General features: G+C 70.4%; 9 protein-coding genes. 6 read left to right on the top strand and 3 right to left on the bottom strand.

Annotated features, from left to right (window positions below):
- Position 1: 1 nt before the first annotated feature.
- From DMA15_RS01970 to DMA15_RS01950, 5 genes are all read left to right on the top strand, one after another.
- Positions 2-3,118, top strand: a complete 3,117-nt coding sequence (locus DMA15_RS01970; RefSeq protein ID WP_125510931.1) for a type I polyketide synthase — start codon at positions 2-4, stop codon at positions 3,116-3,118.
- 136 nt (positions 3,119-3,254) lie between these two features.
- Positions 3,255-6,503 carry an AMP-binding protein gene (locus tag DMA15_RS01965; protein WP_346428901.1) on the top strand — a complete coding sequence of 1,083 codons (3,249 nt, stop codon included), beginning with the start codon at positions 3,255-3,257 and terminating at the stop codon, positions 6,501-6,503.
- A 50-nt stretch (positions 6,504-6,553) separates the two neighbouring features.
- Positions 6,554-8,110, top strand: a complete 1,557-nt coding sequence (locus tag DMA15_RS01960; protein ID WP_125510930.1) for an FAD-dependent monooxygenase — start codon at positions 6,554-6,556, stop codon at positions 8,108-8,110.
- Positions 8,111-8,212: 102 nt separating this feature from the next.
- The gene (locus DMA15_RS01955) at positions 8,213-9,535 is read left to right on the top strand and encodes a lysine N(6)-hydroxylase/L-ornithine N(5)-oxygenase family protein (protein WP_125510929.1); all 1,323 of its coding nucleotides are present in this window, start codon (positions 8,213-8,215) and stop codon (positions 9,533-9,535) included.
- Positions 9,536-9,543: 8 nt separating this feature from the next.
- Positions 9,544-10,302, top strand: a complete 759-nt coding sequence (locus DMA15_RS01950) for an alpha/beta fold hydrolase (RefSeq protein ID WP_206302624.1) — start codon at positions 9,544-9,546, stop codon at positions 10,300-10,302.
- Positions 10,303-10,333: 31 nt separating this feature from the next.
- On the opposite strand, the gene DMA15_RS01945 is transcribed toward DMA15_RS01950, so the two are convergent.
- Both DMA15_RS01945 and DMA15_RS01940 read right to left on the bottom strand, forming a co-directional pair.
- Positions 10,334-11,176, bottom strand: a complete 843-nt coding sequence (locus tag DMA15_RS01945) for a DUF4097 family beta strand repeat-containing protein (RefSeq protein WP_164551663.1) — start codon at positions 11,174-11,176, stop codon at positions 10,334-10,336.
- 441 nt (positions 11,177-11,617) lie between these two features.
- Positions 11,618-12,811 carry a transposase gene (locus DMA15_RS01940; RefSeq protein ID WP_240659651.1) on the bottom strand — a complete coding sequence of 398 codons (1,194 nt, stop codon included), beginning with the start codon at positions 12,809-12,811 and terminating at the stop codon, positions 11,618-11,620.
- Positions 12,812-13,466: 655 nt separating this feature from the next.
- On the opposite strand from DMA15_RS01940, the gene DMA15_RS01935 reads away from it, so the two are divergent.
- Complete coding sequence (locus DMA15_RS01935; protein WP_164551662.1) at positions 13,467-14,021, top strand: LmbU family transcriptional regulator; 555 nt, start codon at positions 13,467-13,469, stop codon at positions 14,019-14,021.
- Between the two features lie 66 nt (positions 14,022-14,087).
- Here DMA15_RS01935 and DMA15_RS01930 read toward each other — a convergent pair whose 3' ends face one another.
- Positions 14,088-14,732 carry an FMN-binding negative transcriptional regulator gene (locus DMA15_RS01930; RefSeq protein ID WP_125510925.1) on the bottom strand — a complete coding sequence of 215 codons (645 nt, stop codon included), beginning with the start codon at positions 14,730-14,732 and terminating at the stop codon, positions 14,088-14,090.
- Positions 14,733-14,844: the final 112 nt, after the last annotated feature.

Raw genomic sequence — 14,844 nt, 5'->3', positions numbered from 1 at the left:
CATGAGCGACTCGCCGGATCGCACAGCGGAGGGCACGGACCGGATCCAGCGGGCGCTGCGCACCCTGATCGAGGAGCGCGACCGCCTCCGGCAGGAGAACGACGCGCTGAAGGCCGGCCGCGGCGAGCCGATCGCCGTGGTGGCCATGGCCTGCCGCTACCCGGGGGGCGTGTCGTCGCCCGAGGAGCTGTGGGAGGTGGTCCGCGCCGGCCGGGACGCCGTGGACGAGTTCCCGCGGGACCGCGGGTGGCGGGACCTGTACGACCCGGACCCCGACACCGCCGGCCGCTCGTACGTACGTCATGGCGGGTTCCTGACGGACGTGGCCGGATTCGACGCGGACTTCTTCGGCATCAGCCCGCGTGAGGCGCTGGCGACCGACCCGCAGCAGCGCCTGCTCCTGGAGACGTCATGGGAGGTCTTCGAGCGGGCGGGCATCGTCCCCGCCGGTGTACGAGGGGCCGACGTCGGCGTCTTCACCGGGGTGAGCTCGCCCGAGTACGGGGCGCGTTTCCTGGAGACGAGCACGCACGAGCTGGAGGGCTACCTCCTGCACGGCAGCACGCTGAGCGTCGCCTCCGGCAGGGTGGCGTACGAGATGGGGTTCACCGGGCCCGCGATGTCGGTGGACACGGCGTGTTCGTCGTCGCTCGTGGCCCTGCACCTGGCGGCGCAGTCACTGCGCTCGGGCGAGTGCTCGCTCGCACTGGCCGGCGGAGCCTCGGTGATGTCGACGCCCGCGACCCTCGTGGAGTTCTCCCGGCAGCGCGCGCTGTCGGCCGACGGCCGCTGCAAGGCCTTCGCGGACGGAGCCGACGGGACCGGCTGGGCGGAGGGCGTGGGTGTGCTGCTGCTTGAACGGTTGTCCGACGCCCGCCGCAACGGCCACCCGGTGCTGGCGGTCCTGCGTGGTTCCGCGGTGAACCAGGACGGGGCGAGCAACGGACTGACCGCCCCCAACGGACGCGCCCAGGAGAAGGTGATCCGCAAGGCGCTGGCGAACGCGGGGGTCGCGGCCCGGGACGTGGACGCGGTCGAGGCCCATGGCACCGGAACCGCGCTCGGGGACCCCATCGAGGCGGGTGCGCTGCTGGCGACCTACGGGCAGGACCGCGCCCAGGGCAGGCCGCTGTGGCTGGGGTCCGTGAAGTCGAACATGGGCCACGCCCAGGCCGCCGCCGGGGTCGCGGGTGTGATCAAGATGGTGATGGCCATGCGGCACGGGTTCCTGCCGGGGACCCTGCACGCCGATACGCCCTCGCAACACGTGGACTGGTCATCCGGCGCCGTCGAACTGCTGAAGGAGGGGCGCGCGTGGGCCCGGCCGGACGGTCCGCGTCGCGTCGGGGTGTCGTCCTTCGGGGTCAGCGGCACCAACGCGCACGTCATCCTGGAAGAGGAACCTCCGCTGGAACCGGCCGCCCGGCCCGGCCCGGACGCGGGCGCCGCGGACGGTCCGCTGCCGTGGGTGGTGTCGGGCAAGAGCGTGGCGGCGCTGGAGGCGCAGGCGGGGCGGCTCGGGGAGTTCTTGGCCACGGGTGCCGGGGCGGATGTGTCGGTGGCGGACGTGGGGCTGTCGCTCGCGGTCTCGCGGTCGGCGTTCTCGCACCGTGCGGTCGTGGTCGGCGCGGACAGGGACCAACTGCTGAAAGAACTCGCCGAGCCGGTGGTGCGCGGAACGGCCGACATCGACGGCCGGACGGTGTTGGTGTTTCCGGGTCAGGGGTCGCAGTGGGTGGGGATGGCGGTGGAGTTGTTGGATTCTTCGCCGGTGTTCGCGGCGCGGTTGGGGGAGTGTGCGGGGGCGGTTGAGGAGTGGGTGGGGTGGCGGGTTGTGGATGTGTTGAGGGGGGTGGAGGGTGCGCCGTCTTTGGATCGTATTGAGGTGGTGCAGCCGGTGTTGTTCGCGGTGATGGTGTCGTTGGCGGAGTTGTGGCGTTCGTGTGGGGTGGTGCCTTCGGCGGTGGTGGGGAGTTCGCAGGGGGAGATTGCGGCGGCGTGTGTGGCGGGTGCGTTGTCGTTGGGGGATGCGGCGCGGTTGGTGGTGGTGCGTTCGCAGTTGTTCGCGGATGAGTTGGTGGGGTGTGGTGCGGTGGCGTCGGTGGCGTTGTCGTGTGGGGAGGTGGAGGAGCGGTTGGGGGTGTTTGGGGGTCGGTTGTCTGTGGCGGGGGTGAATGGTCCTCGTGCGGTGACGGTGGCGGGTGAGGTGGCGGCGTTGGAGGAGTTTGTTGCCGCGTTGGGTGTGGAGGGTGTGCGGGCGCGGGTGGTGCCGGCGACGGTTGCTTCGCATTGTGGGCAGGTGGATCGGTTGCGGGAGCGGTTGGTTGGGTTGCTGGGTTTTGTGCGGCCTCGGGTGGGGTCGGTGCCGTTGTATTCGACGGTGACGGGTGGGGTGTTGGACGGGTCGGAGTTGGATGCGGGGTATTGGTTTGAGAATTGCCGTCGGCCGGTGGGTTTTGAGCCGGTGGTGCGGTCGTTGTTGGGGGATGGGTTTCGGGTGTTTGTGGAGTCCAGTGCGCATCCGGTGTTGACGTTGGGGGTGGTGGATACCGCTGAGGATGTCGGGTGTGAGGTGGCGGCGGTGGGGACGTTGCGCCGTGGTGAGGGTGGGCTGGGGCGGTTTTATGCCTCGTTGGGTGAGGCGTGGGTGTCGGGGGTGGAGGTGGAGTGGCCCGCGGTGTTCGCGGGTCGCGGAGCACGGGTGGTGGACCTGCCCACCTACGCCTTCCAGCGACGCCGCTACTGGCTGAACGCCCCCTCGCCCGCGGCGGCGCCGGAGGAGGTGCCCTCGATCGACCTCCCCGCGGACGACGGACAACTCGTCCCCCTGTCGGACAAGCTCGCCACGCTCCCCGCCGACGAGGCCGAAGCGCTCCTGCTGGACCACGTCCTGGAGAAGGTCGCCGTCGTACTCGGACACCCCTCCGCGGAGGCCCTCGACCCCGACCAGAAATTCGGGGAGATCGGTTTCGACTCGATGCTGTCGGTGGAGCTGAGCAAACGACTGGCCGCGACGACCGGAGTCAAGCTGAGGGCGAATGTGGTGCTGCGGCATCCGACGCCCAGACTGATCACCGGGCACATCATGTCCTCGATGACCGGCCGGGATCCGCGGTAATACGTCCGCACTCCGGAATCCCTCAGCGCCCGGCAGCTCCGCGTCGCGCGGGATGTCCCGCCGGCGGGACACCGCAAGTCGACGGCGGCCTGTCCCGCCCCGGAACCCAACTGTCTTGACCGGCTGATCCGCCTTCATGAAGGTGGAGGCGATCTGTGAATTCCTCCGCTTCCCGGGCCTATTTGTTGAGGGGTTGATCCGTTTGCGTTCATTCGACGCACCGGCTGCGCACAAAGGGATGTGGCTGGCGCAGAAAATGGCTTCCGATTCACTGAACCACGCGATGATCATGTGGGATGTGGACGGCGAGCTGGACACGGCAGCCATGCAGTCCGCGTTCCGGCACGTGCTGGATGAGGCCGAAGTGCTGCGGGTCAACTTCGTCGACGACGGCGGCGGGCTGCGGCTCGTGCCCCGGGAGCTGGGGGACTGGCGGCCGTTCTCCCTGGACTTCAGCGCAGAGTCCGACCCCGAGCAGGCGGCGCGCGAAGCGCTCGCCGAGATGGTGCGCCAACCCTTCGACCTGGAGCGGGATCTGTTGTTCCGCCTGGGCGTGGTCACACTCGCGCCGACCCGCTCGCTGGTGGTGATCGCCTACCACCACCTGATATCGGACGGGTACGGCGCGGCCGGCCTGCTGTCGCGGCGCCTCGCCGAGGTGTACACGGCACTGGCACGGGGTGAGAAGACGCCGGAGCCACCGCATTCGTGGGACACCGAATCGTTCACGAACGAGGCAGCGGAATACCACGCCTCCCCGAAATTCGCCGAGGACACGGAATTCTGGCGTGACTACCTCAAGGACTCGCCCGCGCCCGCGCAGGTACCGTGCCCGGCCCTGCCCGAACCGGCGCGGACCGCGCTCTCCGCACCCCTGAGCAGCGCCGACCGCTGGTCGGAAGTGGCGGGTGCCATCGGCATGGTGAGCCGGACGCTGACCGTCCCGCGCGCCGAGGCGGACGCGTGGACCGAGGCCGCGAAGTCCATGGGCGTGTGGATGTCGTCGATGCTCACCGCGGCCGCGGCGGTGTTCTTCCGGCACCGCTGCGACCGTCCCGAGTTCCTCTTCTCGCTGGCCGTGGGCAACCGGGTCGGAGTGGCGAGCAGGACACCCGGTCTCGCGGTGAACGTGGTGCCGGTACGGGCGAAGGTTCCGCTCGGTGCGACCCTCACCGAGATCGCCGACACGCTGGGCGACGAGACGTACGAGATCTTCGACCACACCGCCTGCCACTACTCCGAGATCCAGCGTGCGAGCGGCGCCGCCCTGAGCGACCGCGGCAGTTTCGGCGCCGTCGTGAACGTCACCGAGTTCGCGGAGCAACTGCACTTCGCCGACCACCCGGCGCGCTACCTCTGCGCGACGACCGGCACCTTCGACGAACTGTCGATCGCGGTCGGCACCGACGGAAGCCCCGACAGCGATCTGTGCTTCCGGCTCGACGCCCCCGCGGGCCTGTACTCCCGCGCGGACCTGCACGCCATCGGCGCGGATCTGATCGCCCACATCCGCGCCCTGCTGGCCGCGGGCCCCCAGGCGCCGGTCGGCGCCCTGGACGTGCTGAGCGGCGCCGAGCGGGACCAGGTGCTTCCGGCACCCGACGCGACGGACGCGCCGTTGCCGGGGCTGCCCCTTCCGGAGCTGTTCGCCCGCCAGGTGGAGCGGACGCCCGACGCCGTCGCGATGGCGTCCGGGGACGCGGTGGTCTCGTACCGGGAACTGGACGAGCGGTCGGGCCGCCTGGCCGAGGCGCTGCGACGTCGCGGCCTCGGCCCCGAGACGGTCACGGCGGTGGCCCTGCCGCGCTCGGTGGACCTGGCCGTCGCCCTGCTGGGGGTCGCGAAGGCGGGCGGGGCCTATCTGCCGGTGGACCCGGCGTTCCCGGCGGCGCGGATCGCGTCGGTGGTCGGTGACTCCTCGGCGCGCGTACTGCTCACCGATGCCACGGCAGCCGAAGCGTTCGCCGCAGACCTGGGACTCCCCGCGATCCTGTTCGACGACATCTGCTCGGAGACCGCCGACGGAGACGCGGAGCAAGGGGTTCTTGCCCCGCTGCACCGGGACAACCTGCTCGCCGTCGTGCACGGCTCCACGGCGACCGGCGCGCCCACAGGCGTCGCCGTGACACACCGGAACATGGAGCGGTTCGCCCTCGACCGCCACTGGCGAGAAAGCGGCCCCCACACCGTGCTGTGGCATGCGCCGCACACCTCCGACGCGCTCGCCCTCGAACTGTGGGTGCCGCTGCTGAACGGCGGCCGGGTGGTCGTCGCTCCTCCCGGAGAGCTCGACATCGACGCGCTGACCGAGCTGCGAGAGGCGCACCAGGTCTCCACGACATGGCTGCCCACGGCCCAGTTCGCGGCCGTCTCGGCGGAACGCCCCGAGAAGCTCGCCGGCTTCCGCGAGGTGTGGACCGGCGGTGACCGCGTGCCCGAGGCCGCGGTGCGCCGGGTGCGGGAGGCCTGCCCCGAGCTGACGGTCGTCAACGGCCCCGGCGTCACGGCGACGACCCTGTGCGGGCGGCCCATGGACGACACCGCCCTCTATGTGTTGGGACCGGGCCTCGCACCGGTCCCCGTCGGCGTGACCGGAGAGCTGTACGTGGCCGGGCCCGGGGTGGCGCGTGGTCATGCCGGGCGACCCGGGCAGACGGCGGAGCGGTTCGTGCCCTGTCCGTTCGGTTCGGCCGGCGGGCTCATGTACCGCACCGGCGACCGGGTGCGCCGAGGGGCCGACGGCCTGGTCGAGTACGTGGGCCGGGCCGGCGCCCAGGCGGAGATACGAGGTGTCCGCGTCGAAGCGGCCGAGGTCGAGGAGGCGCTGGCCGAGCACCCCGGCCTCGCGCAGTCCGTCGTGGTCGCGGGCAAGGACGACACCGGGCAGCAGCGCCTGGTGGCCTACGTGGTCCCGGCGGGCGGCCGTGACCGCGGGGACGGCCTCGCGGTCGAGGAGCTGCGCCGCTTCGCCGCCGGACGGCTGCCGGAGTACATGGTGCCGTCGCTGTTCATGGTCCTCGAACACCTGCCGCTGACGCCCGGCGCCAGGGTGGACCGCGCCGCGCTGCCGGAGCCCGCCTTCGACGACGGGCGGCGCTACCGGGCACCGCGCAACCGCACCGAGCAAGTGCTGACCGAGGCGTTCGCCGACGTGCTCGAGGTGGGCCGGGTCGGCATCGACGACGACTTCTTCGACCTCGGCGGCAACTCGCTGCGGGCCATCAGGCTGGTCGGCCTGATCCGGGCCCAGCTGAACCAAGAGGTGTCCATCCGCACCCTCTTCGCGGTACGCACCGTCGCCGGTCTGTCGGACACGTGGAAGGACCTCGCGCAGTCCAGCAGGCCGACGCTGCGCCGAAGGACGAAGGAAGGCGAAGTCCTCTGAACGAAGGCTCGAACGAGAAGGCTTCTGCACGAGAAGGCCGAGGTGGGTTCATGACGTCAGAGGCGCACGGGACAGAGGGGAAGAACGAGGTGGGGCACACCGGCATGGAGACGGATGTGGTGATCGCGGGCGCCGGGCCGACCGGCTTGATGCTCGCCTGCGAGCTGCGGTTGGCGGGCGCCGACGTGGTGGTGGTCGAACGACTCGCGGAGCGGACCGGCGAGTCCCGGGCCGGCGGGATGCACTCCCGCACCCTGGAGGTGCTGGACCAGCGCGGCATCCTGGACCGCTTCCTGGCGGTGGGCGAACTCCAGGGGGTGGGCCACTTCTCCGGCCTGCGCCTGGAATTCGACGAGTTCGAGTCCCGCCACCCCTATCCGCTGATGATCCTGCAGTCCACCATCGAACGGCTCCTGGAGGAGTGGGCGGCCGAACTCGGCGTGCGCGTGCGCTGGTCGTCCGAGGTGAGCGGCATCCGCCAGGACGAGTCCGGTGTGACGGTGGAGCTGGGGACGGCGCAGACCGCACCGGCGACGCTGCGCGCCCGCTACCTCGTCGGCTGCGACGGCGGGCGCAGCACCGTGCGCAAGCTGACGGGCATCGACTTCCCCGGCACTCCGGCCACGATGACCTCGCTGATCGGCGACGTCGAACTCCCCGACCTGCCCGAGGACTACATCTGGGGGCGGCGCTGCCCCGGCGGCGACTATTCGGTGATCTCCTTCGAGCCGGGCTGGTACCGGCTGATCACCACCGAGCACGGCCGCGTCGCGGACCGCGACGAACCGACGACGTTCGAGCAGCTCCGCGATTCGCTGATCAGGATCGCCGGCACGGACTACGGCATGCACAGCCCGCGCTGGGTCTCCCGGTTCAGCGACGCCGCACGGCAGGCCGCCCGGTACCGGGAGGGCCGCGTCCTGCTCGCGGGCGACGCGGCGCACATCCACTTCCCGGCCGGCGGGCAGGGGCTGAACATGGGAGTGCAGGACGCGGTCAACCTCGGCTGGAAACTCGCCTCGGTGGTACGCGGACAGGCCCCCGAGAGCCTGCTGGACAGCTACCACGCCGAGCGCCACCCCGTCGGGGAGCGCGTGCTGCACAACACCCGGGCGCAGGCGGCCCTGGCCCGCCCCGGCGCCCATTCGGACGCGCTGCGCGACGTGTTCGCCTCGCTCATCGTCTTCGACGAGGTCAACCAGTATCTGCGGGGCATGCTCACGGCACTGGACATCCGCTACCCGGCCGACGGCGACCATCTGCTGGCCGGCCGCCGGGTCCCCGACGCCGACCTCAAGACGACGGACGGCGCCACCCGTATCTACGAACTGCTGCACGGCGCCCGCCCCGTCCTGCTCGACCTGCGCGGCAGTGCCCACGTGGTGGCGGCGGCCGAGGGCTGGACCGATCGCGTCGACGTCGTCGAGGCGCGGAGCGAGGACGACCACTGGCCCGTCCCGGCCGTCGGTGAGATCCCCGCCCCCAGCGCGCTGCTCATCCGCCCCGACGGCCATGTCGCCTGGGCGGCGGGCGCCGGCGGCGTGTCCGACACCTCCGCACTGCGGGCCGCCCTCACCACCTGGTTCGGTCCGGCGTCACGCGGGTGAGACACCGCCCGCTTGTGCGTCCGCGTCCCGCCGACGGGACACGAACGGTTCATCGGAGATCCGAACAAACGCATCGCACCTTCATGCCAGCGGGAGAATGCTATGAGTGATCGTGAACACGAGACCTACGACGTGGTCGGCATTGGGTTCGGACCCTCCAACCTGTCACTTGCCATCGCCCTGGAGGAATTCCGGGCGAAGGATCCACAGAATGAGATCAACGCCCTGTTCCTGGAGCGGCAGTTGTCGTTCGGCTGGCACCGCAACATGCTGCTGCCGTCGGCGACCATGCAGATATCGTTCCTCAAGGACCTCGTCACCTTCCGCAATCCGACGTCGAGTTTCAGCTTCATCGCGTATCTGCACGAGTCGGGGCGACTCCCGCAGTTCGTCAACAACCAGGACTTCTTCCCCACCCGCCAGGAGTTCCACCAGTACCTCGAGTGGGCGCAGGCACGGGTGGCCGATCGCATCGCGTACGACTCGAAGGTGACGTCGATCCGACTGCCACCGGGGGCCGACGCCGAGCGGGCGGACCGGCTGCGCCTCGAGGTGGCGGACGCCACCGGCCGGACCGGCCGCGTGGTCGAGGCGCGCAACGTGGTGATCTCGACGGGCCTCGTCCCGAGCATGCCCGAGGGAACCGAGCGCGACGAACGGGTGTGGCACAGCTCCGAGTTCCTGGAGAAGTACCACCGGGCCGACCCCGGGGAGCTGCGCCGGGTGGCGGTCGTCGGGGCGGGCCAGAGCGCTGCCGAGATCACCAGGTTCCTGTACGACGAGCTTCCGCACGCCGAGGTCTGGGCGGTCATCCCGTCCTACGGCTACTCCGTCGCGGACGACACCCCCTTCGCCAACCAGATCTTCGACCCGGGGGCCGTCGACGACTACTACTACGGCACCGACCAGACACGCGAGGCGTTCTGGCGGTACCACCGCAACACGAACTACTCCGTCGTCGACGACGAGGTGATCAGGGCGCTGTACCGCAGGTCGTACGACGACGAGGTGCGGAACGTCGAGCGCCTCCACTTCCTCAACCTGTCGAGGGTCACCGGCGTGAAGCGCGTCGGCGCCGAGACCCGCGTCTCGCTACAGGTGGGTCCCGACGCCGAAGTACGCGAACTGGACTTCGACGCTCTCATCTGCGCCACCGGCTACCAGACGATGGAGCCCACGGGCCTGCTCGGCGAACTCGACCGGCACTGCCTGCGGGACGAGGCGGGCCGCTACCGCGTGGAGCGGGACTACCGCATCGTCACCGATCCGGAGATGCGATGCGGCATCTACCTCCAGGGCGGCACCGAACACACCCACGGCCTGACCTCGTCGCTGCTGTCGAACATTGCCGTAAGGAGCGGTGAGATCGCCGACTCGATCATCTCCCGGTGCGTGGAGCGGGCCGCCGAGCCCGCGCTGCGATGAGGAGTCCGGTGGAAGAGCAGTGGATACGCCGCTTCCGTGATGACGACGCGTACGGCACGAAACTCGTCTGCTTCCCGCACGCCGGCGGCTGGGCCAGCGCGTACCGCACCTGGCCCCCGGGCCTGCCCGCGGACGCCGGTGTGCTCGCCATCCGGTACCCGGGCCGGGAGGACCGGCACGGCGAGCCCTTCCCGTCGGGGCTCGAGGCCCTCGCGGACGACATAGCCGACGCGCTCAGCGGGCTGGCGCGGTACCGGCTGGTGCTGTTCGGCCACAGCATGGGGGCTTCGGTGGCGCACGAGGTGGCGCTGCGCCTTCACGAGCGGGGGTGTCCGCCGGTCGCCCTGTGCGTGTCCGGCAGGCGTCCGCCGCACGCGATGGGCGGCATCCGGCGGCACTTCGGCCCCGACGAGAAGATCATCGCGGACATCCTGCGCTTCGACCAGAGCCGCGCCCCGGTCTTCGCCGACCCCGATCTGCGGGAGCTGGTCCTCCCCGCCGTCCGCGCCGACTACCGGCTCGTGGACGGGTACCGCGGCGGCCACCGGCCTCCGCTCGACTGCCCGGTGTACGGCTACACCGGTGACGCCGATTCCGAGGTGACTCCCGAGCAGATGCGCGGCTGGGCCGACATGACGCACGACGCCTTCCGGCTCCGGGTGCTGTCCGGCGGGCACTTCTACCTCGTGCCCCAGGAGGCCGCGCTCCTGGCGGACCTGAGTGACGTTCTGCGCCACGCCGGGCACCGCACCGAGGCCGCCTCCTGAGGCACGGTCCATCCCGTTCCTGAGGTCGGGCTCACTCCGCGCCGGAACGCTCCACCACGACGTCGCCGATCACGGTCCGGGCCTCGACACACACGACCTCGTCGGCCTGCTCGTGCGCCGTCAGGAGCGAGAGGGCCGTGGAGACGGTGCCCGCGGCGGAGTCGAGGGACAGCCGGGCACCGCTGGTCTCGGCCACCCCGACGCGGATGCTGCCGAAGGTGGTGGCGACGCTCACGGAACCTCGCCGCACCTCCCCGACGTCGATGTCACCATGGCTCGTCCGGGCCTCCACGTCGGCGTGCGCCCGGCCGATCCAGACGGTCCCGCGCTCCGCGTACAGCCGGGCGGCACCGTGCACCTCCTCCACCGTCGCGTCGCTCTCGCCCTTCGCGCTGACCGTGGTGCTGCCCTCGACCAGCCCCAGACGGACGTCGCCACGGTCCGCCGTGGCCTCGACCGTGCCGACCGCCCGGTCGACCGTGATGTCACCGAGGGCGGCGCCCAGGTGCAGGCTGCCGGTGTGGTGGAGCCTGATGTGCCCGAGGCCCGTGCTGAGCCGGCACTCGCCCAACTCTCCCGCTCCGAGGAAGTCCGCGCACATCCCCCGGCCGTGCAGGCTCGATCCGGTGGGCACGGTGATCACCACGATGACCGCGCCACCGCCGCAACCCGGTTCCGGGGCGGTCACGGTCAGGCGGCCGTCGGCGTAGTCGACGTGCAGCCGCTCGGCGGTCCGCACGTCGTCCTGGTCGTCGCTGTCGCGCGGATATGCCTCGACGGTCGTCTCGGGGCGGTCGTTCGCGACGATCCGCACTTGGCCGCACACGAGGCTGAGCACCACCCGCACAGGTGCGGGTGTCTCGAACGTCGGCATGGCGGGCCGCCTTCGGGAGTCTGCGGAGGCTCGGTCCCTGCCCCGGTCCACCGGAGCACGAGCCTGTACGGCCAGCACCGTGCATCCGGTGCTGGCACCATGTGGTGCCACACTAGCGCCATCGCGGCGCGGGCGGGATCCCGGGGTGGGGAACGCGGTGGGAAGCGAGCGGAATCGGTCACGTAAGCGACGGGCGACGCGCTGCTCGTGCGTCAAGGAAGGCATTCATCCTCGACACGAGCTGTGCGAACAGGAAGGTGACGGTGGGTCAGGTGACGACGAGGCGTCAAAGTCGGCTCATCCGGCGTTCCGTCGTTCGCGCGTGCCCGATCCCCGCTGTCTCGATGTCGCCCATCGCGCGCCAAAGTGGCGCGGATTGGCGGTACGTGTGGCGCCAGCCGATGCGAGGATGGCAGGGGCGGCTCGACCGCACACCGACCGCTACGGCACCCGTTGAGCCGTGTCGGGGGGTGACACCGCGGCGGAGCCGTGCAGGCGCCGGTAGGTGTACGCCGCCGAGACGAGGGCCATGTGGTGGTACCAGCCGGGGAAGGAACGCCCCTCGAAGTCGAGCAGTCCGAAGTCCCGCCGCATGGAGCCGATCGCGTCCGCCGTCCCGGCGTGCAGCGCGGTGATCGAGGAGACCTCCGCGAGGGTGTGGTGGGCGAGGCTGGTGAGCCACAGCGGGCTCGGGGCGCCGGTGGGGTCCGCCTCGGTGTAGAGCCGGTAGAGAGGGCCGGGGGCGCGCCCCGGGGGCCCGCCCGTCAGCCGGACGAGCGCGCTCTGGGAATGCGCGGGGCGCCTCTCCTTGTCGAGCGACAGGACGACGGCCGGATCCGGGCTCTCCACGGAGACCAGGGACTTCGCGCTCACCGGTGCCGAGGCGCCCTCGCCCGCGGGCAGCACCGCGAGGTAGGGCGGCACCGCCACGACGAAGTCGCGGTGCCGTCTGGTGAGTCCGCGCAGCAGGTATCCGACGTCGGGTTCGTCGCTCATGTCGGCGAGGACGACGGAGGAGGGGGAGGCCGAGCGGGCCGAGAGCCGGTCGACGAGCCGCAGGGCCTCCGCCCACATCGGCCGGTACTGCTCACCGTCCGGTATCCGCGCGTCCCTGCGCCGCGCGGGGTCCTGCGTCCAGGCCGTCGACAGGTGCAGACACCAGTCGACGGGAAACTGGGCGCCGCCCACGCACCAGAAGGAGCCCAGCCCCAGCTGGCAGTTGAGCGTACGGCCCGAGGACCGGTCGAAGTAGCGGTGGACGCCGACCGACCGGTCGCCCCGCTTGGGCAGGACGGCCCGGCCGATGGCCCAGACGGGCCCGGGGCGGCGGTCGGCCACCCAGTGGGTGAGCTCCTCCATGACCTCGTCGAAATCCCACGGGCTGAGGCTGACGAACTGGCGCAGTGACTGGGCGACGGACGGATCGCGGGAGAGTGCGGCGGCGAGCCGGCGCACGGACTTCTTGCCCGGCGTGACGAGCAGCCCCTTCAGATAGGCGTGCGCCCACTTGCGCTGGTCGGTCCGGCGCAGGCTCTTGAAGATCGTGCCGCTGAAGAGATCCAGAGGCAGGGCCGAAGTGAGGGCGTAGGCCACGTCTCCGGAACCCGACGAGGTGCCTGCTTGGGTCGTCCGCATGCCGCAATAACTCCCCCGAGGCTACTGAGCGTTGTGGGGAGAGAGTGTAGGGCGCGCTCTAGTGTGGTGCCAGAGGCTGGAGTTTGGCTGACTTGTTGTGGCGCCTCCGATGGCACCTCCCATGGCGCTCACTCCCGGGCGTTCGGCGGCGACGGGGCGGGCGGGCCGTGGCGCGGCGGGCACTGTAAGTCGTCACAGGCCTTGTACGCCTGCTCAATTCACGCCAATCAGCGGGCTGGATCACGGCGTAAGAGAAGCGCTAGAACTCTGCAAAGTAGTGTTCAAGGTCGCCAAGATCCTTGAATTGGCATCGATGTCAGGATCTACTCGGAGAGCGGTAGCTGACCCTCCCGGCCGGAACGGGGACCGCGCAATGTCCGGTTCATTCAGGTCGGCAGTACTCATCTGCGAGTAGTGGCCACCGCATTTGGTATGCGTTCAGAAAACGGGGTGGAACGCTTTCCGTAATCGATGGGGAGCCACCGCGGAACCGCTCGGTCGATACGCACCTTGAGACGGAGGCGTGATGACACAGCAGGTCGAGAACTGCCAGGACTCCAAGCCGACCATGTTCGGCAGGACCGCAGGACCCGGGGAAAGGCCCCGAAGAGCCGGCGGGGCGGAGTCGCGTCGCGAACAGGTACTCACGACAAACGTGGGGTTACACATACCGATAGGACTGGCCTTCGAGGAATGGGAACGCGCCGGACGTCAGCTCTCCGGGCTTCTCAACTCGTCGTCATGGTGGCTCGGTGACTGGCTCGTCTACGGTAAGGACCACTATGCCGATCGCTATGAACTAGGCATCAGGGCGGCCGGTCTCCAATACCAGACGCTGCGCAATTACGCCTGGGTCTCCCGCCGGTTCGAGGTGGAGCGGCGACGGCACGCGCTCAGCTTCCAGCACCATGCCGAGCTGGCGTCCTTGCACGTCGAGGAACAGGACGCCTGGCTCGACCGTGCCGAGCGGATGAAGTGGAGCACCAAGCAACTGCGTCATGCCCTCAAGGCCCAGCGCGAGGGCACCACACAGGAGCCGGAGGCCGTGGCGACGACGCGTCGGCTCGCGGTGCCCGACAACCGGCTCCAGTGGTGGCACAAGGCGGCGGTCGAGGCCGGTACCGAGCTGGGGGACTGGGTGACGGCCACGCTCGACGCCGCGGCCGACCAGGTGCTGAGGGAGACGGGCCGGACGCTCCCCGTCGAGTGACCGGCCCGCCCCCCGGGGTCCGCACACGCTTCGGCGGGTGCGGACCCCGCGGCACGGAAGGGGCCGTCACGGCAGGCGGTTCATGAGCTCCGCGGTCTGCGCGTGCCGGGTGCAGCCGCGCTCGGCGAACGACCGCACCACCCGCTCGCGGATCTCGGTGCTCTGTTCCTGGCTGAGTTTGAACATGCCCTCGGCCTTGCTCACCCGGACCCTGAAGGCGCCGACGGCCGGCACTATCTTACGGAAATAGTCGATGGATCGGGTCATGTCCCAGTTGTCGCCCAATTCTTTCTCGAAGGCCTGCACCGTCGCCTGGACGACATCCAGCGTCTCCTCCGTGGATTCGATGCGCTCCACCGTGCCGTGGACGTGCACCGAGGTGAAGTCCCAGGTAGGGGCGGCGGGTGTGATGTCGTAGACGGTGGGCGAAACATAGGCGTGCGGACCGGTGAACGTCAGCAAAACCACCGTCCCGGTGTCCAGCGCCTTCCAGTGCGGATTTGCCCGGTTCATGTGTCCCAGCAGATGCATTCCCGCCAGGTCCGAAAGGGGCTGTCCCGTCCACTGGGGGTCGGTGATGACCGGAAGGTGAGTGGCGAACGGCCCCTGAGCGGGCGGCCCATTGCTGGCCGCCAGTGCCAGCGGGTTCTCGCGCATCAGGTCGAGCATCCACGAGACGTCCGGTTCTCGGTATTGGCTGGGCACGAACATGCGGCACTCACCTTTCGGGGTATGACGAGAACGGTGACTCCGAGAACGGCGACTCTGGGAGCGGTGGCTCTGCGGCGTCGCGTCCGTGGGGCGCGGAATTAATGCGGCGATT

Source organism: Streptomyces sp. WAC 01529 (assembly GCF_003945545.1).
Classification (GTDB): Bacteria; Actinomycetota; Actinomycetes; order Streptomycetales; family Streptomycetaceae; genus Streptomyces; species Streptomyces anatolicus.
The sequence above is the reverse complement of the archived record's forward strand: the minus strand, read 5'-3'. Positions and strand labels throughout refer to the sequence as shown.

Bases quoted from the DNA above. Each gene is read 5' to 3' on its own strand.
- DMA15_RS01970 (WP_125510931.1), top strand. From the start codon at position 2: ATGAGCGACTCGCCGGATCGCACAGCGGAGGGCACGGACCGGATCCAG.
- DMA15_RS01965 (WP_346428901.1), top strand. From the start codon at position 3,255: ATGAAGGTGGAGGCGATCTGTGAATTCCTCCGCTTCCCGGGCCTATTT.
- DMA15_RS01960 (WP_125510930.1), top strand. From the start codon at position 6,554: ATGACGTCAGAGGCGCACGGGACAGAGGGGAAGAACGAGGTGGGGCAC.
- DMA15_RS01955 (WP_125510929.1), top strand. From the start codon at position 8,213: ATGAGTGATCGTGAACACGAGACCTACGACGTGGTCGGCATTGGGTTC.
- DMA15_RS01945 (WP_164551663.1), bottom strand. From the start codon at position 11,176: ATGCCGACGTTCGAGACACCCGCACCTGTGCGGGTGGTGCTCAGCCTC.
- DMA15_RS01940 (WP_240659651.1), bottom strand. From the start codon at position 12,811: ATGCGGACGACCCAAGCAGGCACCTCGTCGGGTTCCGGAGACGTGGCC.
- DMA15_RS01930 (WP_125510925.1), bottom strand. From the start codon at position 14,732: ATGTTCGTGCCCAGCCAATACCGAGAACCGGACGTCTCGTGGATGCTC.